Origin of the sequence: Ancylobacter sonchi, from assembly GCF_018390695.1 — a bacterium.
GTDB lineage: Bacteria > Pseudomonadota > Alphaproteobacteria > Rhizobiales > Xanthobacteraceae > Ancylobacter > Ancylobacter sonchi.
Genome location: NZ_JAHBGF010000016.1, coordinates 208,271 through 229,999, shown reverse-complemented (window position 1 = coordinate 229,999; position 21,729 = coordinate 208,271). Strand labels below are relative to the sequence as shown.

General features: G+C 68.5%; 18 protein-coding genes and 1 tRNA gene. 11 read left to right on the top strand and 8 right to left on the bottom strand.

The window, feature by feature from the left end:
• The first annotated feature begins 5 nt into the window (after positions 1–5).
• The 3 genes from fdhD (at position 6) to KHC28_RS08410 (ending at position 3,204) form a co-directional block, all read left to right on the top strand.
• The gene (fdhD, locus tag KHC28_RS08420; protein WP_214007886.1) at positions 6–839 is read left to right on the top strand and encodes a formate dehydrogenase accessory sulfurtransferase FdhD; all 834 of its coding nucleotides are present in this window, start codon (positions 6–8) and stop codon (positions 837–839) included.
• Positions 829–1,113, top strand: a complete 285-nt coding sequence (locus KHC28_RS08415; protein ID WP_214007885.1) for a formate dehydrogenase subunit delta — start codon at positions 829–831, stop codon at positions 1,111–1,113. The genes fdhD and KHC28_RS08415 overlap by 11 nt, the downstream gene beginning before the upstream one ends.
• Positions 1,114–1,365: 252 nt before the next feature.
• A complete protein-coding gene (locus KHC28_RS08410) occupies positions 1,366–3,204 on the top strand; it encodes a monovalent cation:proton antiporter-2 (CPA2) family protein (protein WP_214007884.1) in 1,839 nt (612 codons plus the stop codon).
• 32 nt (positions 3,205–3,236) lie between these two features.
• On the opposite strand, the gene KHC28_RS08405 is transcribed toward KHC28_RS08410, so the two are convergent.
• The 5 genes from KHC28_RS08405 to KHC28_RS08385 form a co-directional block, all read right to left on the bottom strand.
• Positions 3,237–5,519 carry a mechanosensitive ion channel domain-containing protein gene (locus KHC28_RS08405; RefSeq protein ID WP_214007883.1) on the bottom strand — a complete coding sequence of 761 codons (2,283 nt, stop codon included), beginning with the start codon at positions 5,517–5,519 and terminating at the stop codon, positions 3,237–3,239.
• 260 nt (positions 5,520–5,779) lie between these two features.
• On the bottom strand, positions 5,780–7,942 hold the full coding sequence (locus KHC28_RS08400; protein WP_214007882.1) for a malate synthase G: 2,163 nt from the start codon (positions 7,940–7,942) through the stop codon (positions 5,780–5,782).
• A 209-nt stretch (positions 7,943–8,151) separates the two neighbouring features.
• Entirely contained in the window at positions 8,152–10,104 is a 1,953-nt protein-coding gene (locus tag KHC28_RS08395; protein ID WP_214007881.1) for a MacB family efflux pump subunit, read from the bottom strand.
• A 17-nt stretch (positions 10,105–10,121) separates the two neighbouring features.
• Positions 10,122–11,342, bottom strand: coding sequence for an efflux RND transporter periplasmic adaptor subunit (locus KHC28_RS08390; protein ID WP_376772635.1), 1,221 nt, complete (start codon positions 11,340–11,342; stop codon positions 10,122–10,124).
• A 61-nt stretch (positions 11,343–11,403) separates the two neighbouring features.
• Positions 11,404–12,933 carry an efflux transporter outer membrane subunit gene (locus tag KHC28_RS08385; protein ID WP_214007880.1) on the bottom strand — a complete coding sequence of 510 codons (1,530 nt, stop codon included), beginning with the start codon at positions 12,931–12,933 and terminating at the stop codon, positions 11,404–11,406.
• Between the two features lie 217 nt (positions 12,934–13,150).
• Between KHC28_RS08385 and KHC28_RS08380 the strand changes: the two genes are divergently transcribed.
• A complete protein-coding gene (locus KHC28_RS08380; RefSeq protein ID WP_214007879.1) occupies positions 13,151–13,816 on the top strand; it encodes a TetR/AcrR family transcriptional regulator in 666 nt (221 codons plus the stop codon).
• 161 nt (positions 13,817–13,977) lie between these two features.
• Here KHC28_RS08380 and KHC28_RS08375 read toward each other — a convergent pair.
• Both KHC28_RS08375 and KHC28_RS08370 read right to left on the bottom strand, forming a co-directional pair.
• Positions 13,978–14,053 (bottom strand) — tRNA-Ala (locus KHC28_RS08375).
• A gap of 152 nt (positions 14,054–14,205) precedes the next feature.
• A complete protein-coding gene (locus KHC28_RS08370; protein WP_214007878.1) occupies positions 14,206–14,607 on the bottom strand; it encodes a TIGR02300 family protein in 402 nt (133 codons plus the stop codon).
• A gap of 158 nt (positions 14,608–14,765) precedes the next feature.
• On the opposite strand from KHC28_RS08370, the gene aroA reads away from it, so the two are divergent.
• From aroA to rpsA, 7 genes are all read left to right on the top strand, one after another.
• Positions 14,766–16,136 (top strand): 3-phosphoshikimate 1-carboxyvinyltransferase, encoded by a 1,371-nt coding sequence (aroA, locus tag KHC28_RS08365; protein ID WP_214007877.1) that lies wholly within the window; start codon positions 14,766–14,768, stop codon positions 16,134–16,136.
• Positions 16,133–16,762: a (d)CMP kinase gene (cmk, locus tag KHC28_RS08360; protein ID WP_214007876.1), complete on the top strand. Its 630-nt coding sequence runs from the start codon at positions 16,133–16,135 to the stop codon at positions 16,760–16,762. The genes aroA and cmk overlap by 4 nt, the downstream gene beginning before the upstream one ends.
• Positions 16,763–16,813: 51 nt before the next feature.
• Positions 16,814–17,239, top strand: coding sequence for a carboxymuconolactone decarboxylase family protein (locus KHC28_RS08355; protein WP_214007875.1), 426 nt, complete (start codon positions 16,814–16,816; stop codon positions 17,237–17,239).
• Between the two features lie 7 nt (positions 17,240–17,246).
• Entirely contained in the window at positions 17,247–18,023 is a 777-nt protein-coding gene (cobF, locus tag KHC28_RS08350; protein WP_214007874.1) for a precorrin-6A synthase (deacetylating), read from the top strand.
• 221 nt (positions 18,024–18,244) lie between these two features.
• Complete coding sequence (locus tag KHC28_RS08345) at positions 18,245–18,466, top strand: hypothetical protein (RefSeq protein ID WP_214007873.1); 222 nt, start codon at positions 18,245–18,247, stop codon at positions 18,464–18,466.
• A gap of 126 nt (positions 18,467–18,592) precedes the next feature.
• Positions 18,593–19,081, top strand: a complete 489-nt coding sequence (locus KHC28_RS08340; protein WP_214007872.1) for a GNAT family N-acetyltransferase — start codon at positions 18,593–18,595, stop codon at positions 19,079–19,081.
• Positions 19,082–19,516: 435 nt separating this feature from the next.
• Positions 19,517–21,223, top strand: coding sequence for a 30S ribosomal protein S1 (gene rpsA, locus KHC28_RS08335; protein ID WP_214007871.1), 1,707 nt, complete (start codon positions 19,517–19,519; stop codon positions 21,221–21,223).
• A gap of 80 nt (positions 21,224–21,303) precedes the next feature.
• On the opposite strand, the gene KHC28_RS08330 is transcribed toward rpsA, so the two are convergent.
• A complete protein-coding gene (locus KHC28_RS08330; protein WP_214007870.1) occupies positions 21,304–21,573 on the bottom strand; it encodes a hypothetical protein in 270 nt (89 codons plus the stop codon).
• Positions 21,574–21,729: the final 156 nt, after the last annotated feature.

Below are 21,729 nucleotides of genomic sequence, written 5' to 3'. Positions count from 1 at the left end.
GGGCGATGATCGAGCCGGTTGTCCGCGTTTCCCGTCTGGCCTGCACGCCCCAAGGCGTGCGGGAAGGCGAGCGTGCGATCCCCGAGGAGACGCCGGTCGCCATCGTCCATAACGGCTCCACCTATGCCGTGATGATGGCGACGCCGGCCGATCTCGAGGATTTCGGCATTGGCTTCAGCCTCACCGAGGGCGTGATCGGCGCGCGGTCCGATGTCGAGGATCTGGAGCTTCTCGAGTTCGACGAGGGCGTCGAGATCCGCTTGTGGATCAATGCCGAGCGCGCCGGCCATATGGTAGCGCGGCGGCGGCAGATCGCCGGGCCGACCGGCTGCGGCCTGTGCGGGGTGGAGAGCCTCGAACTGGCGGTGAAGCCGGCGCGGTCGGTCGGCGGGGGGCGGGTGTTCTCCCCGGCGGACATTGCCGGCGCCATCGCTTCCCTCGCCCCGGCGCAGCAGCTCAACCACGCCACCCGCGCGGTGCATGCCGCCGGCTTCTGGGAGCCGGAGGCCGGGCTGGTGGCGGTGCGCGAGGATGTCGGACGCCACAACGCGCTCGACAAGCTGGTCGGCCACCTGGTGCGGCAGGACCGGCAGGCGGTGGACGGCATCGTGCTGCTGACCAGCCGGGTGTCGATCGAGATGGTCCAGAAGACCGCCATGCTTGGCGCCCCGGTACTGGTGGCGGTCTCCGCACCCACGGCCTTGGCTGTCCGGACCGCCGAGGCGGCGGGCATCACCCTCGCGGCGATCGCGCGGGACGACGGATTTGAAGTCTTTACCCATCCGCAGCGCATCGCGACCGGCGGACCCAACACGGAGACCGTTCCCCATGTCGCATGATTCGCACGACAGCCTGCCGCGGCTGATCTACATGGCGAACCAGATCGGTGCCTTCTTCGCCACCCAGAAGCACGACAGGGCGGTGGTCGGCATCGCCAAGCACGTCAAGGATTTCTGGGAGCCGCGCATGCGTGCCAAGATCGAGGACCACATTTCCGAAGGCGGCGAGGGGCTGACGCCGCTGGTCGTCGAATCGCTCAAGACGCTGCCGCCGGTAAAGCGCACCGATATTCCGGTGGCCCGCGCCGCCGAGACCCTGCCCACGCATCACTGAGCGCGCGGCTGCGCCGTCACCGCTCTCCGCTTCTCTCGCAACGCCCGCCGGCCACCGCCGCGCGGGCGTTGTGCTGTCGTTTTTCCGGGCATTTCGGCTAGACGTCTTCTGTCCCGCCGCGAAAGGTGATCGGATGGCCGCGGCGCCTTTCGGCCGCGTCGCGACCATCGTTCCGCCATTGCCGGAGAGCATCGGAACAGCGGGGGCACGAGACCGGGCGCAGCGGCCGGTCGCGTAAGGGAGAGAGCGGGAATGCACGGGGACGGGTACGGTCTGCTGATCTCGGCGCTGGTCTTCCTGGTGGCGCTGGTGGTAGCGGTTCCTCTCGCCCGGCGGCTCGGTCTCTCGCCCATCGTCGGCTATCTGGCGGCGGGCATCGCCATCGGACCCTCGGGACTGGGGGCGATCCGCGATCCCGAGCGCATCATCACCGTCGCCGAGATCGGCGTGGTGCTGCTGCTCTTCGTCATCGGGCTGGAGCTCAAGCTGTCGCGCCTGCTGGCGCTGCGGCGGGCCATCTTCGGCATCGGCGCCGCACAGCTGATCTTCACCGGCGGCTGTATCGCCGTGCTGGCGCATTATGCCGGCAAGGATTTCGACTGGCGCGCCGGTGCCATCGCCGGTCTGGCGCTCGCGCTGTCCGCGACTTCGATCGCCCTGCAATTGCTGGAGGAGAAGAACGGCCTCGCCCAGCCCTATGGCCAGCGCGCCTTCGCGGTTCTGTTGTTCCAGGACATGGCGGTGGTGCCGCTGATCGCCCTGATGCCGCTGATGGTGCCCGGCACGCATGAGGGCCAGTCCATCCTCGATTCGCTGCGCGACGTCGGCATCGTGCTGGGGGCGGTGGCGGTGGTGATCGGCACCGGCCGCTATCTGCTGCCGCATCTGTTCGAAGTGCTCGCCCGCAGCAATGCCCGCGAGGTGATGACCGGCGCGGCGCTGCTGGTGGTGCTCGGCGCCGGCGCGCTGATGGCGGCGGTCGGCATGTCGATGGCGATGGGGGCGTTCCTCGCCGGGGTCATGCTGTCGGAATCGAGCTTCCGCCACGAGCTGGAAGCCAATGTCGACGCCTTTCGCGGCCTGCTGATCGCGCTGTTCTTCATGAGCATCGGCATGTCGATGAATCTCGGCATCGTGCTAGCCAACGCGCCGCTGCTGATCCTCGGCACCCTGCTGGTGACGGTGGTGAAGGCGGTGTCGGTGTGGGCGGTGTTCCACCTGTCCGAGGGGTCGGAGGCGGATTCGGTGCGCGCCGCCTCGGTGCTGACTTCGGCGGGCGAGTTCTCCTTCGTGCTGTTCCCGCTCGGCCTCAGCCTGGGCCTGCTCACCTCGGCGCAGGCGGATCTGCTCTCCGCCTGTGCAGCGATGACCATGATGCTCGGCCCGCCGGTGGCGCTGATCGGCGAGCGCATCGCTCGCCGGCTGGAGCGTCGCGATGCCACGGTGCCGAAGCCGGACGATTTCTCCGATGCCCATGGCTCGGTGCTGGTGGTGGGCTTCGGCCGCTTCGGGCAGATCGTCTCGCAGTGCCTGCTGACCCAGGGGCTGGAAGTGACGATCATCGACAACGATGTCGAGATGATCCAGAGCGCTGGCCGCTTCGGCTTCCGCATCTATTACGGCGACGGCACCCGGCTCGATGTGCTGCGCGCGGCGGGAGCCGAACGAGTGCGGGTGGTGGCGGTGTGCGTCGACCGCCGCGACACCGCCGATCGTATCGTCGAGATCCTCCGGGCCAACGTGCCACATGTCCGGCTGCATGTGCGCGCCTATGACCGCACCCACAGCCTCTCCCTGCAGGCCAAGGGCGTCGATTACGAGATCCGCGAGACCTTCGAATCCGCGCTGGCCTTCGGCAATGCGACGCTGCGAGCCAATGGCGTGGCGACGGATGCCGCCCGCAACATCATCGCCGAGGTGCGCGAACTCGACCGCCAGCGCCTCCAGCGCCAGATGGAGGAGGGGGTCGACTACGGGCCCGGCCGCATGGCCGCCGAGCCGGAACCGCTGGTGCCGCCAGACCGCGAGGCGCATCCGCTCAATCCCGAGGCGGAAGACGCGCTGCGCCACGAGACCGAGTTTTCTGGCTAGCGCGGGCGGGCAGAGCGTTCCGCCCGCCCGTCTCAGCCAGCGGCGGCTTCCGCCGCTATTTTCTCGGCAATGTCGTTGGCGACCTTGCGGCTGGCAGCGGCCGCCGCCGCCGGATCGCCGCTGGTCATGGACTGCACCGAGACGGTGTTGTTGGCGAATTCGATGCCCTGCTCCGGCAGGATGCGGATCATCCGCTTCACCGCCTCGCGCTGGATCACCGTCGGGCGGGTCGGCTTCACGGTGAACTTGAAGCGCACGACGAGCGCGTTGTCGGCGATATCGGCGACACCCTGCATCTTCAGCGGGGCCAGGAAGTCGTCCTTGTATTCGGGATCGTCCTGAAGCTCGATGCCGATCTTCTTCACCGTCTTACGCAGCTTCTCGATATCGGTGTCGCGGGTGAAGCGAAGGTTGAACTTCAGCGTCGACCAATCGCGGCTGAAATTGGTGATCTGTCCGAGCTGGCCGAACGGAATGGTGTGCACCATGCCGTTCTGGTGGCGCAGCTTCAGCGAGCGCAGGGTGAAGCCCTCGACCGTTCCCTTGGCCCTGCCGCAATCGATGTATTCGCCGACCCGGAACGCGTCGTCGACGAGGTAGAACACGCCGGAGACAATGTCCTTCACCAGCGTCTGGCTGCCGAAGGAGATGGCGAGGCCGACGATGGAGGCGCCGGCGATCAGCGGCGTGATGTTGATGCCGAGCTGGGACAGCACGGTCAGTGCTGCCATGACGATGATGGCGAGCAGCATCGTCACCCGCAGCAGCGGCATCAGCGTGCTCATGCGCGAGGCGGTGGTCGGGGCGGCGGCGTCCTCGGTGTCCTGGTGGCCGGGAAGCCCCGAAGTGGCGGGCGCGGCATGCAACTTGGTGAAGTACTCCACTGCCTGCCAGGCACAGTAGGCGCCGAGCAGGATGGCACCGGCCGGCAGGGCGGCGGCCGCCAGCGCATTGTAGCCGCTCATGTCCATCATGCCGACGCCATGCACGGCCCAGATGCGAAACAAGAGTGACAGCGCGCCGAGCAGGATCGCTACCCGCACGCAGCGCATCAGCGCCTCGATTGCTCGTTCCCGTTTCGGGTGGTTGTGCGCCTGGGCCTCCTCGCGCTGCATCAGGCGGCAGACTTTGTCCATGAAGGATTCGAGCACCAGGAGGCCGATCAGCACGTTCATCGTCATCGCGATCGCCTCCTGCACGCCAATGGCGGTGGTGAGGGCGCCGTAGACGCGGGCCATGCCGAGCACCAGGAAGAACGGGATGGCGATGATCAGCCAGAAGCGGGCGATGCTGGCGACCAGCGGCCCCGGCTTGCCGCCTTGGCTGAGGCCGTGGAACCACTTGCCCATCGGCTCGCGGATGGCCACCGAACCGGCGATGAGCAAGCTGGTGAGTATGAGGGTATTGACCAGCATGGCGCAGGCGACCACGAGCGTCGGCGCCTGTATGCCCTCGAGGATGCGGCGGAAATCGGCGAGCGCGATCGCCACCAGGATCAGCACCGCGGTCCAGCGATAGATCTTCAGCGCCCCGGCGTCGTCGATCTCGGCGAGCCGTGCCTGCGGCAGGTTCGGCCGCAGGGCGATGCGGAACACCACCAGATAGAGGCGCCAGTAGAACACGCTGGTGAGCACGAGATAGCCGAGCCGTGCCTGCGGCACCTCGCCCTCGAAGAAGCCGACGATCATCGCATGCGTCGCCAGCCACAGGCCGGCGATGATCATCACGTCGATACTGATCAGCGCCGTCAGCGCCCAGAGCGAGGCGACACCGCTCACCCGGCTGGCGAGGCGGTGCCGCAGCGGCCGCAGCGCGAAGCGCAGCAGCTTCTCCGTGCCGAGCGCCACGGCGACGCAGGCGGCGAGCAGCAGCAGGAAGCGGCCAGGCTCGTGCCCATTGTTCATCTCGGCGCCGAGAATATGGGGCAGGCGGCCGCCCTGTTCGATCAGCGCCGGCAGTTCCGCCAGCACGTCGTCGCTGCGGTCGAGCACCTCGATGAGCTTTTCGCTCATCGGCTCCTCGCCCGCCATGCTCATCATGGGCGCCGGGGCGGGCTCAGAGGCCGGCACGGGGGCGGCGGCTTCGGCCGATGGGGTGGCCGATGGGGTTGATGCAGGTTGAGTCGAGGCCGGCGGAGTTGCGGCAGGGGTCGCGCCGCTGGTCTTCAGCCGCTCCGCCACCGCCTTGCTGAGCGAGTCCACCAGCTGGTCGAACTGCTGCTGGCTGAGCGGCGCAGGGGTGGGGGTCTGGGCGGCGACCGGGGCTGCGGACAGCAGCAGGAGAAGGGCGAGTACGACGCGACGCAGACGGTTCATGGAGCCTTGGCCGGACAATCGACCGCCGGTCCAGACGCTGTGGGGGCCGGATGGCGGCCCGGGCGGAGTGCCACGGGCGATGCCCCGAATTCAGCGGGTCGCTTCGAGGCGGTCATAATCGGCGCGACCCTTGCACTATCGGTCGCGCCGCTCCGGCTGTCCATTGGGAAATCAATGCCGCCACCGCTCTCGTGTCGGTGGGAAAGCCACCCGCCTCGGGCGGGTGGCGGCGTCAGGCGGCGGTCGTCAGGCGGCCGTCATCAGGCCGCCTTGGCCTCGCGGCGGCGGCGGTGGAGGATGAACTCGGTATAGCCGTTGGGCTGGGTGCGGCCTTCGAGGACCAGCTCGCGCGCGGCGCGGAAGGCGAAGCCGTCATAGCCGGGCGCCATCGGCACATAGGCGGGGTCGCCTTCGTTCTGCGCATCGACGACCTTGGCCATGCGGCGCAGCGTTTCTTCCACCTGCTCGGGGGTGCAGACGCCGTGCAGCAGCCAGTTGGCGACGTGCTGCGAGGAGATGCGCAGCGTGGCGCGGTCTTCCATCAGCCCGACATCGTGGATGTCCGGCACCTTGGAGCAGCCCACCCCCTGGTCGACCCAGCGCACGACGTAGCCGAGGATGCCCTGGATGTTGTTGTCCAGTTCCTCCTGCACCGCCGCCGGCTCCCAGTTGCCGCGATCGACGACGGGGATCGTCAGGATGTCGCGGCGCGCCGCCGGCGTGCGGTGGCGCAGCTCGGCCTGTCGGGCAAAGACGTCGACCTTGTGGTAGTGCAGGGCGTGCAGCGTCGCCGCGGTCGGGGAGGGCACCCAGGCGGTGTTGGCGCCGGCGAGCGGGTGGGCGATCTTCTGCACCAGCATGTCGGCCATGCGATCCGGCATCGCCCACATGCCCTTGCCGATCTGACCCTTGCCGTCGAGATGCGCCTTCAGGCCGGCATCGACATTGTTGTCCTCATAGGCCTTGATCCAGACCTGCGACTTCATCTCGTTCTTCCGGACCATCGGGCCGGCCTCGATCGAGGTGTGGATCTCGTCGCCGGTGCGGTCGAGGAAGCCGGTATTGATGAACACCACCCGGTCGCGCGCCTCGTGGATGGCGGCGGCGAGGTTGGCGCTGGTGCGGCGCTCCTCGTCCATGATGCCGATCTTCAGCGTGGTCGGCGCCATGCCGAGCAGCGCCTCGACCCGGCCGAACAGCTCGACGGCGAAGGCGACCTCCTCCGGCCCGTGCATCTTCGGCTTGACGATGTAGACCGAGCCGGTGCGGCTGTTGCGCAGCGGGCCCGAGCCCTTGAGGTCGTGCAGCGCAATCAGCGAGGTGACGGCGGCGTCGAGCAGCGTCTCCGGGATCTCGGCGCCATCGGCGCCGAGCACCGCGTCGGTCATCATGTGGTGGCCGACATTGCGCACCAGCAGCAGGCTGCGGCCGTGCAGCACCTTCTCGCCGCCGTCCGGCGCGGTGTAGACGCGGTCGCCGGCAAGGTGGCGCTCCACCGTGGAGCCGCCCTTGTCGAAATGAGCGCTGAGCGTGCCCTTCATCAGGCCGAGCCAGTTGCGGTAGACGAGGATCTTGTCGGCGGCATCCACCACCGCGACGCTGTCCTCGCAGTCGATGATGGTGGTGACGGCGGCCTCGACGATCACGTCGGCGACGCCGGCGGGATCGGTGGCGCCGATGCGGCTGGTGCGGTCGATCTTCAGCTCGACATGCAGGCCGTGATTGGCGAGCAGGATGGCGGTGGGTGCGGCGCCTGTACCGGTGAAGCCCGCGAACTGGGCGTCCTCGGCGAGGCCGGCGACGGCGCCGGAGGCCAGCGTCACCTTGAGCGCGCCGGTTTCGACGGCATAGCCGGTGGCATCGCGATGCGAGCCCTCGGTCAGCGGGAAGGCCTCGTCGAGGAAGTCGCGCACCTTGGCGACCACCAGCGCGGCGCGGATCGGGTTGAAGCCGCCCGAACGGGCGGCGCTGCCCTCTTCCGGCAGCGCGTCGGTGCCGTAGAGCGCATCGTAAAGGCTGTTCCAGCGCGCATTGGCGGCGTTCAGCGCGTAGCGGGCATTGGTGATCGGCACCACCAGCTGCGGGCCGGGAATGCGGGCGAGCTCATCGTCGACATTCTGCGTCGTCACCGTCACCGCGTCGGGTTCGGGGAGCAGGTAGCCGATGTCGCTGAGGAAGGTCTCGTATTCGGCCGGATTGATGGTTCGGCCCTTGTGGCTGCGGTGCCAGTCGTCGAGCACCGTCTGCAGTGCGTCGCGCTTGGCGAGCAGCGCGCCGTTGCGGGGCGAGAATTCGCCGACGATCTCGGCGAAGCCCTGCCAGAAGGCGGCGGGGTCGATCCCGGTGCCGGGAATGGCCTCGTCATTCACGAAAGCATAGAGGTCGGCGTCGATCCGCAGGCCGGCAATGTCAACGGTGCTCATGATTTGGCGTACTCCGAGCATTTGGCCGGCGCCCATGCCGGCAGAGGCTGTCCATTTTTTGCTATGCAGCGATAAAGGAGTGCAATGCAATATCGCATATAGTCGGGTATGGACCGGCCGCCGGGCCGCCGAGAAGAGCGCCGTTTTTCGCTAAAGTCCTGGAATCGTGGGAAGTTCCATTCTTCCTCCGCGGAAGGCCGGTAAAGGGGTCAGTCGCGCGCCAGCGCCGCCACCGGATCGAGCCGCGAGGCGTTCCGGGCCGGCAGGAAGCCGAAAGCGATGCCGATGAAGCTGGAGCACAGCACCGCTGCCACGATGGAGGCGGTCGAGTAGATGAAGCTGAAGCCGGAGCCGAGTGCACCGGCGAGCACGCCGAGCCCGAGCGCCGCGCCGATGCCGAGCACGCCGCCGATCAGGCACACCAGTACCGCCTCGATGAGGAACTGCTGCAGGATGTCGGCACGCCGCGCCCCCACCGCCATGCGCACGCCGATCTCGCCGACCCGCTCGGACACCGATACCAGCATGATGTTCATCACCCCGATGCCGCCGACCACCAGCGAGATCACCGCGATGGCGGCGATCAGCAAGGCGAGCGTCTGGGTGGTGGCGGTGATGGTCTTGCGGATGTCGTCGGTGTTGAGGATGAAGAAGTCCTTGGTGCCGTGGCGCTGGGTGAGCAGCCGGGTGACCGCCTGCTCGGCGAGATCGGTCGGCACGTCGTCGGCCACCCGCACGGTGATCGAGCGCAGCGAGCTCGAACCGATCACCCGCGCCTGCACGGTGGTGTAGGGCAGATAGAGCGACAGGTTCTGGCTGGAGCCGAAGCCGCCCTGCTGCGGGGCGGTGACGCCGATCACCCGCGCCGGCACCTTGCCGATGAACACCACCTCGCCGATCGGGCTGCCGGCGAGGTCGCCGAACAGCGTCTTGCGGGTGTTCTCGTCGATGACGACGTCCTGGGCGAGGGTGTGCACGCCGGTGGCATCGAACAGCCGACCCTCGGCGAGGCGAGTGCCCTTGGCGGCGAAATATTGCGCGCCGACGCCGTTCACCAGCGCGTTCGCCTCCTTGGAGCCGTAGCGCACCGTGGAGGAGGTCGAGACCGTCGGCGTCACCGCCGCCACATAGGGCTGGCCGGCCAGCGCGTTGGCATCGGCCACCACCAGCGTCGTCACCCGGCCGGAGCGGGTGTCGCCGAAATCCTTGCCGGCGAAGATCTCCAGCGTGTTGGTGCCGAGGCTGGAGATGTTGGCGAGCACGCGCTGCTGCGAGCCCTGTCCGAGCGCCACCACGCTCACCACCGAGGCGATGCCGATGATGATGCCGAGCATGGTGAGGAAGGTGCGCAGCCCATGCGCCCGCATCGCCAGCAGCGCCATGAAGAAGGCTTCGCGGAAGCGGTCGGCGAAGGCGCCGAGGCGGCCGCGGACCGGCGATGCCGACTTCTCGGCGGTCGGCGCGTCGGGCTGCGGCGCCAGGCGGCGATCCGAGATGATCTCGCCGTCGCTGATCTCGATGATGCGACGGGTGCGGTTCGCCACCTGCATGTCGTGGGTGACGATGACGACGGTGCGGCCCTCGGCGTTGAGCTCGGCGAGGATGCGCAGCACCTCCTCGCCGCTGTGCTTGTCGAGCGCGCCGGTCGGCTCGTCGGCGAGGATGACGTTGGCGTTGTTCATCAGCGCGCGGGCGATGGAGACGCGCTGCTGCTGGCCGCCGGAGAGCTGGCCGGGCCGGTGCCCGGTGCGGTCGCCCATGCCCAGCCGCCCGAGCAGCGCGGCGGCGCGGGTGCGGCGCGCCCCGGGCGTCTGGCCGGCATAGATGGCGGGAATCTCGACATTGCCGAGCGCGGTCAATTCGGCCAGCAAATGGTAGCGCTGGAAGATGAAGCCGAAATGCTCGCGCCGCAGCGCCGCCAGCTCGTCGGCGTCGAGCGCGGCGACGTCGCGGCCGGCGACGCGGTAGGTGCCGGACGTCGCGCGGTCGAGGCAGCCGAGAATGTTCATCAGCGTCGACTTGCCGGAGCCGGAGGCGCCGACGATCGCCACCATCTCGCCCGCCTCGATGGTGAGGTCGATGCCCTTCAGCACCGTGATGCTGCGCTCGCCGGAGGGAAACTCACGGCGGAGGTCGCGGATCTCGATGAGCGGCTGGCCCATGCTCGCAGTCCCCACCCTTACAGCCCCATCGGCGGGCCGGGCGGTCGTGACGACGCGGTCCCGGTCTGGCCGGTCGCCTGATCGATGACCACGCGCTCGCCCTCCTCGAGGCCGGACAGCACCTGGGCGATGATCTTGTTGTTGAGGCCGATCTCGACCGCGCGCGTCGACACGCTGCCATTGGCGTTGGCGATCCGCACCTGGTAGCGACCCTCGCCGTCGCGCTCGCCCAGCGCCGCGGCGGGAATGGTGAGGGTGCCCCTGGCGCTGCCGAGCACGATGCGCACCTCGGCGGTCATGTAGGTGCGCAGGCGCCCTTCCGGGTTCGGCACGTCGAACACGCCATTGTAGTAGATCGCCTCCGTCGAGGAGGACGAGGAGGTGCTGCTCGAACTCGACGTGGTCGAGGAGGAGAAGCTGGAATCGCTGCGGATCGATTCCGGCGCCGGCTCGATGAAGCCGAGCGTGGCGTCGTAGCGCCGGTCGGGATCGCCGATCACGGTGAAATAGAGCGGCTGGCCCGGCTTCACCCGCACGATGTCGGCTTCCGAAATCTCGGTGCGCACCGTCATGGTGTCGAGCTGGCCGATGATGACGATGGTCGGAGCCGATTGCACGGCGTTCACCGTCTGGCCCTGCTGGCTGACGATCGACAGCACGGTGCCGTCGGTCGGCGCGGTGATGCGGGTATAGCCGAGATTGGCGCGGGCGGTGTCGACCGCCACCTGCGCCTCGACGATCTGCGCCGACAAGGCGTCGATCTGCGCGAGGGTGACGTCGACATTGGCTTCCGCCGTGTCGAAATCGGCGCGCGACACCGCGTTCTGGTCGACCATGCGCTTCTGGCGGGCCAGCGTGGTTTCGTTCAGTCGCAGCGTCGCCTGCTTCTCCGCCCGCTGGGCGGTGACATTGGCGAGCGAGGCCTCGGCGGTGCGCAGGTCATTCTGTTGCGTCACCGAATCGATCTCGGCGAGCAGGTCGCCGGCATGGACCGTGTCGCCCAGCTTGACGTTGACCGCGGTAATGCGGCCCGAGGCCTGGGCGCCGACCGCCACCAGCTTCACCGGCTTCAGCGTGCCGGTGGCGAGTACGGTCTCCTCGATGTCGCCGCGCGTCACCGGCGCGGTGATGAGAGTGGGCGTGGCGGCGGCGGTGCGGCGCTGCCACATATAGCCGCCGCCGGCCACGAGCACGGCGGCCAGCACGCAGGCGCCGAGGGCGCGGGTCGCCTTGCTCACCGGGCGTTCTCCACGGGCTCCGCCGGACGATAGCGGGCATGCAGGCTCATGAAGTGGCGGCTCATGGTGCGTTGGGCGAGGGCTGTTGGGGCGACGGCTGGCGCGGCGAGGGAGCGGTGGCGAAGTGCGGGCCGGTATTGGTGTCCACCACCTCGGGCTTCGAGCTGTTGATCGTGCCGTCCCAGCCGCCGCCCAGCGCCTTGTTGAGGGCGATGTAGTCGGTGGCGATGGAGGCCCGGCTCTCGATCAGCGAATCCTCCGCCGAGTACAGCGAGCGCTCGGAATCCAGCACGTCGAGGAAGCTCGACGAGCCCGACTGGTACAGCGCCCGCGACAGCCGCGTCGCCTCGCGATAGTGCTGCACCGACGTCGAGAGCGTGCCCTGGCGGATGCGCTCCTGGCTCAGCGAGACGATGGCGTTCTCGACATCCTCCAGCGCGGTCAGCACCGAGGCGCGGTAGGCGATGAAGGACTGGTCGCGCTGGGCTTCCGTGACATCCACCGCGGCGCGCAGCTGGCCGCCATTGAAGATCGGCACGGTCAGCGACGGTCCGATCGACCAGCTGATCGACGAGCTCTTGGCGAGGTCGCCGAGCTTGGTGCCGGTCGAGCTGACCGAGCCGGTGAGGCTGATGCTCGGATAGAGCGCCGCTTCCGCCTCGCCGATCAGCGCGGTGGACTGGGCATATTGCCGCTCGGCGACGCGCACGTCCGGCCGCGCCAGCAGGATGTCGGCGGGAATGCCGGTGGGCATCGGCAGCCGCGGCGTCGGGATCGGCCGCGCCGCGTTCATCCGCAGGATCAGCGCGGCGGGCGCCTGGCCGGTGAGCACCGAAAGCCGGTGCACCGCCTCGGCATAGGCCGCCTCGTAGGTCGGAATGTTGGCCTCGGTGCTCGCGGCCTGGCCGGAGGCGTTGGCGACGTCGACGCCGGAGGCCGATCCCGCATTGTACTGCGTGCGGGTGAGCGCGGCGGTCTCTCGCTGCGAGGCGGCGGTGCGGCGGGCCAGCGCGGCGCGCGCCTGCGCCGAGCGGGCCTGGACGTAGTAATTGGCGACGTCGCCGACCAGGGTCAGCAGCGTGGCGCGCAGATCCTCCTCGGCGGCGTCGAGCCCGTAGCGGGCCGCCTCGACGGCGCGCCGGTTGGCGCCGAACAGGTCGACCTCCCAGCTGGCGTCGAGCCCGGCCTGGTACTGGGTGAACGGGCCGGCGACGGTGACGTCGCCGCCGCTCGACACGTTGGAGCCGTTGTCGCTGCGGGTGAGCGAGGCCGAGCCGTCGACGCCCGGCAGCAGCGTGCCCACCGCCTGTCGATAGGAAGCGCGGGCTTCGCGGATCTTAGCCTTGGCGGTGGCGACGTCGAGATTGCCGGCGACGGCTTCGTCAACGAGGCCGTCGAGCACCGGGTCGCGCAGCCGCTTCCACCACTGCGCCAGTTCGGGCGGCCGGGGCGCGGTCTTCGGCTTCTTGGAGCCCCAATGGGCGGGTACATTGAGCTGCGGCGTCTTGTAGTCTGGGCCGACGGCGCAGCCGGCGAGCAGCAGGGCCGAGATCAGCAGCGTGGCCGGACGGCCCAAAGCGAGAAACGTCACGGGGGATCAGCTCCGCTTCGCCTTGGCCCCGGGCCGGGAGGCCAAGGTCGGTACGGGAGCGCTGACTTTGCGGCGGGAAAATGGAAGCGACACCGGCCGATCCTTATTTACAAAACTTTAGCGTTTCTATAATTGATCGATTTATCACGTGTCAATTCTTGCAACGGCGAATCCGACCGGGCGGTGCTGCGGCGCAACAGGTCGGTGGAGAGGGCGAATGCAGATGCCGGATGCCGGGTCGATGGAGGTGGATCTGGGCCTGCCGAGGCGCGGGCGCGGGCGGCCCAAGGCTCGTTCCGATGCCGAGCAGGCGGCTGAGATCGTCGCGCAGGCGCGCGCCTTGTTCGTGGCCGGCGGCTATGGCCGCACCACCATGGATGAGATCGCCGCCGAGTGCCGGATCTCCAAGCGCACGCTTTATCGACTATTCCCGGCCAAGATCGACCTGTTCGCGGCGATCATCGAGCAGCACCGCTTCGCGATGCTGGCCTTGCCCGGCGACTACGACCATTTGTCGCTCGTCGACGCCATCGCCGCCATTTTCCGGGTCGACATCGACGACACGGAAAATCAGGAGCGCATGGCCATGATCAGCATGGTGCTGGCGGAGATGCGGCACTTTCCCGAGCTTGGCAGTGTCGTGCGCGTGCACGGCGCCGACCCCTCGCGGGCCGAGCTCACCGCCTGGCTGGACCGTCAGGCGGCGTGCGGCCGCATCCGCATCGCCAGCCCGGAGTTCACCGCGCGCATGCTGATGGACCTGATTTTCGGCGCCGTGCCGCTGAAGCTTCCGGAGCTTCCGGACTGGCCGGAAGAAATGGATCGCCGCCTCTATCTGCGCGAGGCCATCCGGGTGATGGTCGAGGGCTTGATGCCGCGCTGAGGCGCTGCGCTCACGAATCCAGCGCGGCTCACGAATCCGGTGCGCGCCGCCAGCCTGACTCGGAAAGGGCCATGCCGCTTGGGGTGCGACCAAGCGCAGCCCGACCGGACCTGCGTCCCAAGGTGCTGATTTTTCTAGTAAATCGCCACTGAGGCGAAAATTGGTGGAGCCAGGCGGAATCGAACCGCCGACCTCTTGAATGCCATTCAAGCGCTCTCCCAACTGAGCTATGGCCCCACCGGGGGCGCCGGGCGTGCGAGCATCGCGGAAGCGGCTCGCTTGGGGATCACCCGACTTGTCGCGGCGGCGTCAACCGCTGCGGTGCGCTCGTAAAGCACAGGGCGAAGGAGACTGCAAGTCTCGATTTCCTCGCCCTGTGGATTTCTTCCTCAACCTTCCTCGTCGTCCTCGATGCCGTCGCCGATCAGATCGGTGACATCGTCGCCGTCATCCTCGTCTTCTTCGAGGAAGGTGTCGTCGTCATCGCCATCGGCCTCGACGTCGTCGTCGATCTCGATGTCGTCGTCGGAGGTCGCCGCCTTGGCCGGGGCCGCGGCTTCGTCGTCGGCCTCCTCCAGCGAGACCAGCTCGACGTCCTCGGCGTCATCCGCCTCGGCCTCTTTCTCGGTCTCAGTCGCGCGAACGGGTTCGGGCCGGCCGCGGCTGATCGGAGCGGTGATCGGGACGATCTGCCCGGTATAGGGCGAGACCACCGGATCCTTGTTCAGATCGTAAAATTTGCGCCCCGTGACGGGGCAGACACGCTTGGTGCCAAGTTCGGGTTTCACCACGGTTCGGACCTCGGAAGGTAGTGGGTGAAAAAGGGTCGCTCCCATTGGACGGTGCTTCTTGCGCTGTCAAGCCGCAATTATGCAAAGCCGTGACGCGGCCCGCGCCGCCGTGTAAGGAGGGTTCGCGCCCTATTTAAGCTTTCCTCGAGGTGCCTTCAATGAGTGCCGTTGCCCATTCCTCCGGCGGACATGCCGCCGCACCCTCCCCCGCCACCGCCGCCAAATCCGGCCCGCTTTCCGGCGTCGTGAAGGTGCCGGGCGACAAGTCGGTGTCGCACCGGGCGCTGATTTTCGGGGCGCTCGCCATCGGAGAGACCCGGATCACCGGCTTGCTGGAAGGCGAGGACGTGCTCAACACCGCCAAGGCCTGCGCCGCGCTCGGCGCCCGGGTGGAGCGGCTCGGCGCCGGCGAATGGCGCGTCGAGGGCGTCGGCATTGGCGGCCTGCGCGCCCCGGACGCGCCGCTCGATTTCGGCAATTCCGGCACCGGCGCCCGGTTGATGATGGGCATGGTGGCCGGCAGCCCCATCGAGGCGACGTTCGACGGCGATGCGAGCCTGCGACGTCGGCCGATGCGCCGCATCCTCGATCCGCTTGAAAAGATGGGGGTTTCCGTCGAGGAGGCCGCCGAGGGCGGTCGGCTGCCCATCCGTCTCAAGGGGCCCCGCGACCTCATCCCGATCACCTATGAGAGCCCGGTCGCCTCGGCGCAGATCAAGTCGGCGGTGCTGCTCGCCGGGCTCGGTGCCCCGGGCGAGACCACGCTGATCGAGAAGGAGGCCAGCCGCGACCATACCGAGCGCATGCTGACGCATTTCGGTGCCGAGGTGCGGGTGGAAGCCCATGGCGCGCATGGCCGCAAGGTGACGCTGAAGGGCCGGCCCGAGCTGACGCCGGCGCCGATCGCCGTTCCGGCGGATCCTTCCTCGGCGGCTTTCCCGCTGGTGGCGGCGCTGATCGTGCCGGGCTCCGACATCACCATAACCGGGGTGATGACCAACCCGCTGCGCACCGGATTGTTCAAGACGCTCAAGGAGATGGGGGCCTCGATCGAGCTGCTCGGCGAGCGGGTCGAGGGCGGCGAGAGCGTCGCCGACCTGCGGGTGCGCCACTCCGAGCTCACCGGCGTCGACGTGCCGGCCGAGCGGGCGCCGTCGATGATCGACGAGTACCCGGTTCTCGCCGTGGCGGCCTCGTTCGCGCGCGGCACCACGCGGATGCGCGGGCTCTCCGAGCTGCGGGTGAAGGAATCCGACCGGCTGGCGGCGGTGGCGGCCGGGCTTGCCGAGGCTGGCGTCGCGCATTCCATTGAGGGCGACGACCTCATCGTCGAGGGCACCGGTGCGGTCGCCGGCGGCGGCACGGTGGCCACCCACATGGATCACCGCATCGCCATGAGCTTCCTGGTGATGGGGCTCGCTTCCGGCAAGCCCATGAAAATAGACGATATTTCCTTCGTCGCTACCAGCTTCCCGGCCTTCGTGCCGCTGATGAAGGGGCTGGGCGCCGCCATCGGTGACGCGGCATGATCGTCGCGATAGACGGGCCGGCGGCTTCCGGGAAGGGCACGGTGGCGCGGGCGCTCGCCGCGCATTTCCGCCTGCCACATCTCGATACCGGCCTGCTCTATCGCGCTGTCGGCGCCGAGGTTCTGGCGCGTGGGCTCGACTTTTCCGACGTGCCGGCGCTGACCCGTCTCGCGGCCGCGCTGAAGGTGGAAGGCCTCGATGCCGAGGCGCTGCGGGCCGGGGCCGTGGGCGAGGCCGCCTCGCGCGTGGCGGCGATTCCCGAGGTTCGACAGGCACTTATCGAGCTTCAGCGCGCCTTCGCCCGCCAGCCGGGCGGGGCGGTGCTGGACGGCCGGGACATCGGCACCGTCATCGCCCCGGAGGCGGAGGTGAAGATCTTCGTCACCGCCACCCCGGAGGCCCGCGCCGCCCGCCGCTTCGCCGAGCTGACGGCGCGCGGGGAAGAGGTGACGCCGCAATCGGTGCTCGACGATATTCTCAAGCGCGATCAGCGGGATAGCAGCCGCTCCGCCGCGCCGCTGGTGCGGGCGGACGATGCGGTGCTGCTCGACAACACGGCGCTCGACAAGCATGAGAGCATCGCCCGCGCGCTCGCCATCGCCGCCGCGCGCACCGGCCGGCAATAAGCCGGCGGGCAGGCCGGTGAGGTGTAGCATGAGGCCAGAAGGCAGCCCGACATGACCGATGCGACCGATGCCGACCGCCGGGACGACCGCCTGGCGCGCGGACAGGCGAAGCTGGCCGAGATCACCGGCCGCTCCGGGCAGGACGTGATGACGGCGCTCGGCGACATCGCCCCCGATTTCGCCCGCTATATTTTCGAGTTCGGCTATGGCGACATCTATTCCCGCCCCGGGCTCGACCTGCGCACCCGCATGCTCGCCACCGTCGCCGGGCTGGTCGCCCTCGGCCATGCCGAGCGCGAGCTGGAGGTGCATATCGGCTCGGCGCTGAATTGCGGCGCCACCCGCGAGGAGGTGGTGGAGACCATCATGCAGATGGCGCTCTATGCCGGCTTCCCGGCGGCACTCAACGCGCTGTTCGTCGCCAAGCGGGTGTTCGCCGCGCGGGGGGATGCCGCGCCCGCCCCCGCTGCCGAATGAGCTCGAAATGACCCGGCGCGTCATCGTCATCGGCATCGGCATGGGCGATCCCGCCGCGCTGACGCTGCGCGCCGTCGAGGCGATCAACCGGGTCGACGTGTTCTTCCTGCTCGACAAGGGCGAGGCGGCTTCCGAGCTGGTGCAGAGGCGCGAGGCGATCCTCGCCGCGCACCGCACCGCGCCGTGGCGATCGGTGACGGTGCCGAGCCCGAAGCGGGGACAGGAAGGCGGCTATCTCGCCGGGGTCGAGGCCTGGCATGGTGCGCGGGCGGCGCTGTTTGCCCGGCTGATCGCCGGGGAGATCGCCGAGGACGGCGTCGGCGGGCTGCTCGTCTGGGGCGACCCGATGCTCTACGATTCCACCCTGCGGGTGCTGGAACGCGCGGCCGGCGCGGGCGTGCCGTTCGAGATCGAGGTGGTGCCCGGCATCTCGGCGATCCAGGCGCTGTGCGCGGCGCACCGCATCCCGCTCAACGGCATCGGCGAGAAGGTGGAGGTGACCACCGGCCGGCTGGTGGCGCAGGCGACCCCCGACGCGCCGGCCTTCGTGGCGCTGCTCGACGACGGCTCCGGCCTCGCGGCGCTGATGGCGCGCGGCTTCGACGGGCAGGTGTGGTGGGGCGCCTATCTCGGCACCCCCGACGAGATGCTGGTGGCGGGGCGGCTCATGGAGGTGGGCGCGGAGATTTTGCGCCGGCGCGCCGAGGCGCGGGCGCGGAAAGGCTGGGTCATGGATGTGTGGCTCGCCCGGGGACCCTGGCCGGCCGGCGGCCGGACGCCCTAGGGCGCCGCGCCCGGATGGGCGACACCGGGCGGGGATATCGGGGCGGTGCCGCGCTTCCGTGCCGGTAATTCTTGCCGCATGATCGGCTGAGGCGGGTGCGCCCCTGTGTTTCGACCGCTTGCCACCCGGCAGCGTCGCCACCTGCTGGTGACATGTCCTGTCCGTGCTGCGTGTCGTCCGTGCCGTTTCCTGCCGTCGCCTGTCCTCCCCGGAGACCGATCATGGCCGACAACGTTCCCGCCACGCGTTCCGACATCGAGGCCAGCTATGTGCCGGCCCACCCGGAAGAGATCCACGGCGCCTACGACCTCAGGATCGGCAACCTGTTCCGGCTGCAGGGCACCGGTCGCGTCACCCCGGCCGGGCTGATCTGCGGCTGCCTCGGCGCCGCTGCCGTGCTGCTGGCGACGGCAGTGGTGGTGCGCGCCGCGCGGGGGCGGTGAGAGGGCGACCCGCGGAGCGGTGCGGCAAAAGCAGGTGCCGCATATGCGGCCGATCTGAAGGGAGCCACGAAGCGGGTAGTAGCTTCCCACTGGCGGTGTCGGGCGGCACCCGATATGTGAGGCGCCATGCTGATCCGGAAAGCCAATCCGGCGGATGCGCCGGCGATAAGCGCCATCATCCTGCCGACCATTAGAGATGGTGTGACCTACACGCTCGACCCGAACATGAGCGAGGCCGATGCGCTCGCCTATTGGATGGGGTCTGACAAAGAGACGTTTGTCGCCGAGGACGACGGAGAGATCGTCGGCACCTATTTCATGCGCCCGAACCAGGCTGGTGGCGGCCGTCACGTCTGCAATTGCGGCTACATGACCAGTTCGGCAGCTGTAGGCCGAGGGATTGCCCAGCGCATGTGCGAGCACTCCCTCGACCATGCGAGAGAGCAGGGCTATCGAGCCATGCAGTTCAACTTCGTGGTCAGCACCAACGAACGGGCTGTCCGCCTCTGGCAGCGGATGGGCTTCGAGATTGTCGGCAGGATCCCCGGTGCGTTTCACCATCCCTCCGTGGGATATGTCGACGCTCTGGTGATGTTCCAGTCGCTTCATCGGTGACGGCTTTCAGCGACCGGCCGCGCCGGTTGGGTGGACCGAAACACTATCGCCAACGGGCCGATTGTGGTGGTCGCGGCGCTGTTTTCTCCACGCCGTCCGCCGAACAAGCGCGGATTGCCGGGAAACTACGCACCCCCTCGCCTTTCTCCCCCTCTTGCACTATATGACAGCCGCCGGACGGCTCCGCCCCGGTCTCCCCGCGCCTACGCGCGTGAGCGAGGCCCTAGCGAGGCTTCCGGTCAAAGCCGTGCGGTTCCGGGTTCTGCCCGCGGGCCGGCGCGGCCTTTAGGCGTATCTACGCCCACTCCGCCACGGCCAGAGCGCCGGGCCCCCGGCTTACCCCGGAGGCCGCATCGGGATCGCCAGACCCGATGCCCGTGACGGGAAGGGCGCCCAAAAACCCCGTCCGGCGCAATCCCCTGGCTAGGAGCTTCTATGTCCGCTACTCAAACCGCACTGGCGTCCCGCGACGATTTCGCCGCGATGCTCGAAGAGAGCTTCTCCGTCGCCGAACCCGCCGAAGGCTCGGTGGTCAAGGGCGTCGTCGTCGCCATCGAGAAGGACCTCGCCATCATCGACATCGGTCTGAAGACCGAAGGTCGCGTGGCGCTGCGTGAATTTGCCGGCCCCGGCCGCGACCAGCAGATCAAGGTCGGCGACGAGGTCGAAGTCTATCTGGAGCGCGTCGAGAACGCGCTCGGCGAAGCCGTCCTGTCGCGCGACAAGGCCCGCCGCGAAGAGAGCTGGGTCCGCCTCGAAAAGGCGTTCAACGACCAGCTGAAGGTCACCGGCGTGATCTTCAACCAGGTGAAGGGCGGCTTCACCGTCGACCTCGACGGCGCCGTGGCCTTCCTGCCGCGCTCCCAGGTGGACATCCGCCCGATCCGCGACGTCGGCCCGCTGATGCACAACCCGCAGCCGTTCCAGATCCTCAAGATGGATCGTCGCCGCGGCAACATCGTGGTCTCGCGCCGCACGGTTCTCGAAGAGACCCGCGCCGAGCAGCGCCACGAGCTGGTGCAGAACCTCGAAGAAGGTCAGGTCATCGACGGCGTGGTCAAGAACATCACCGATTACGGTGCGTTCGTCGACCTCGGCGGCATTGACGGCCTGCTGCACGTCACCGACATCGCCTGGCGCCGCGTGAACCACCCGACCGAGGTGCTGAACATCGGCCAGACGGTCAAGGTGAAGATCATCAAGATCAACCACGAGACCCACCGCATCTCGCTCGGCATGAAGCAGCTGCTCGGCGATCCGTGGGAGGGCATCGAGGCCAAGTACCCGGTCGAGGCCCGCTTCAAGGGTCGCGTCACCAACATCACCGACTACGGCGCGTTCGTCGAGCTGGAGCCGGGGATCGAGGGCCTCATCCACGTCTCCGAGATGAGCTGGACCAAGAAGAACGTCCACCCCGGCAAGATCGTCTCCACCTCCCAGGAAGTGGAAGTGGCGATCCTCGAGGTGGATCCGGTCAAGCGCCGCATCTCGCTCGGCCTCAAGCAGACCCTGCAGAACCCCTGGGACGCCTTCGCCGAGAAGTATCCGGCCGGCGCCGTGGTGGAAGGCGAGGTCAAGAACAAGACCGAGTTCGGCCTCTTCCTCGGCCTCGACGGCGACGTCGACGGCATGGTGCACCTGTCGGACCTGGACTGGAACCGTCCGGGCGAGCAGGTCATCGACGAGTTCAAGAAGGGCGACGTGATCAAGGCGGTCGTTCTCGACGTCGACGTCGACAAGGAGCGCATCTCGCTCGGCGTGAAGCAGCTGGCGGGCGACCCCTTCGCCGATGCCGGCGAGCTGAAGAAGGGCGCGATCGTCACCTGCGAAGTCACCGACGTGAAGGACGGCGGCGTCGAGGTGAAGATCATCGGCACCGACATGTCGACCTTCGTGAAGCGCTCGGAACTGGCCCGCGACCGCGGCGACCAGCGTCCGGACCGTTTCGCCGTCGGCGAGAAGTTCGATGCCCGCGTCACCCTGTTCGACCGCAAGGCGCGCAAGGTGCAGGTCTCGATCAAGGCGCTCGAGATCGCCGAGGAGAAGGAAGCCGTGGCCCAGTTCGGCTCGCAGGATTCCGGCGCCTCGCTGGGCGACATCCTCGGCGCCGCGCTGAAGAAGGCCAACGAGAAGGCCGAGTGATCGGCTTCGCCTCGTTCGCCTGATCGGCAGGAAGTAATGATGGCCGGCGCCCTCGGGTGCCGGCCGTTTTATTTTGGCGGTCAGATCGCGAAAGGGTCGGCCGTCGGCGGCAGGCTGTCCGGCGGCAGCTCCTGCGGGATGTTGCCGGGACGGATATCGGGCTCGCCGCGCCCTGGCGGGGGAATGTCGGGGCCGCGATCGGGCACGTCGGGATCCTCCGCCGGCGCCGGCGGGGCGTCCGGGCTGTCGGGCGGGGCGGGAATGTCCGGCCCGCCGGGCGGCGTGCGCGGCGGCTCCGGGATGTCCGGCGCCGGAGGTTCAGGAATATCGGCAGCGTTGGCATCGGCCATGCACACGTCCTCCTCGGCTGGTCCTGCTCGTCTCGCGGGAAGAACAGATGCGGGCCCGCCCCGGTTCCGCCGGATGCGGCGGGGCATGCCGGGACTTGCCGCCTGTCCCAAGAAAATCACCTACCGTTCAGAGTGTTATCCTGACATAGGTAAGTG

Coding starts and splice junctions, on each gene's coding strand:
- aroA (WP_214007877.1), top strand. CDS start 14,766: ATGAGTGCCGTTGCCCATTCCTCCGGCGGACATGCCGCCGCACCCTCC.
- KHC28_RS08330 (WP_214007870.1), bottom strand. CDS start 21,573: ATGGCCGATGCCAACGCTGCCGATATTCCTGAACCTCCGGCGCCGGAC.
- KHC28_RS08340 (WP_214007872.1), top strand. CDS start 18,593: ATGCTGATCCGGAAAGCCAATCCGGCGGATGCGCCGGCGATAAGCGCC.
- KHC28_RS08410 (WP_214007884.1), top strand. CDS start 1,366: ATGCACGGGGACGGGTACGGTCTGCTGATCTCGGCGCTGGTCTTCCTG.
- KHC28_RS08380 (WP_214007879.1), top strand. CDS start 13,151: ATGCAGATGCCGGATGCCGGGTCGATGGAGGTGGATCTGGGCCTGCCG.
- KHC28_RS08345 (WP_214007873.1), top strand. CDS start 18,245: ATGGCCGACAACGTTCCCGCCACGCGTTCCGACATCGAGGCCAGCTAT.
- cobF (WP_214007874.1), top strand. CDS start 17,247: ATGACCCGGCGCGTCATCGTCATCGGCATCGGCATGGGCGATCCCGCC.
- KHC28_RS08415 (WP_214007885.1), top strand. CDS start 829: ATGTCGCATGATTCGCACGACAGCCTGCCGCGGCTGATCTACATGGCG.
- KHC28_RS08395 (WP_214007881.1), bottom strand. CDS start 10,104: ATGGGCCAGCCGCTCATCGAGATCCGCGACCTCCGCCGTGAGTTTCCC.
- KHC28_RS08405 (WP_214007883.1), bottom strand. CDS start 5,519: ATGAACCGTCTGCGTCGCGTCGTACTCGCCCTTCTCCTGCTGCTGTCC.
- KHC28_RS08355 (WP_214007875.1), top strand. CDS start 16,814: ATGACCGATGCGACCGATGCCGACCGCCGGGACGACCGCCTGGCGCGC.
- cmk (WP_214007876.1), top strand. CDS start 16,133: ATGATCGTCGCGATAGACGGGCCGGCGGCTTCCGGGAAGGGCACGGTG.
- fdhD (WP_214007886.1), top strand. CDS start 6: ATGATCGAGCCGGTTGTCCGCGTTTCCCGTCTGGCCTGCACGCCCCAA.
- KHC28_RS08400 (WP_214007882.1), bottom strand. CDS start 7,942: ATGAGCACCGTTGACATTGCCGGCCTGCGGATCGACGCCGACCTCTAT.
- rpsA (WP_214007871.1), top strand. CDS start 19,517: ATGTCCGCTACTCAAACCGCACTGGCGTCCCGCGACGATTTCGCCGCG.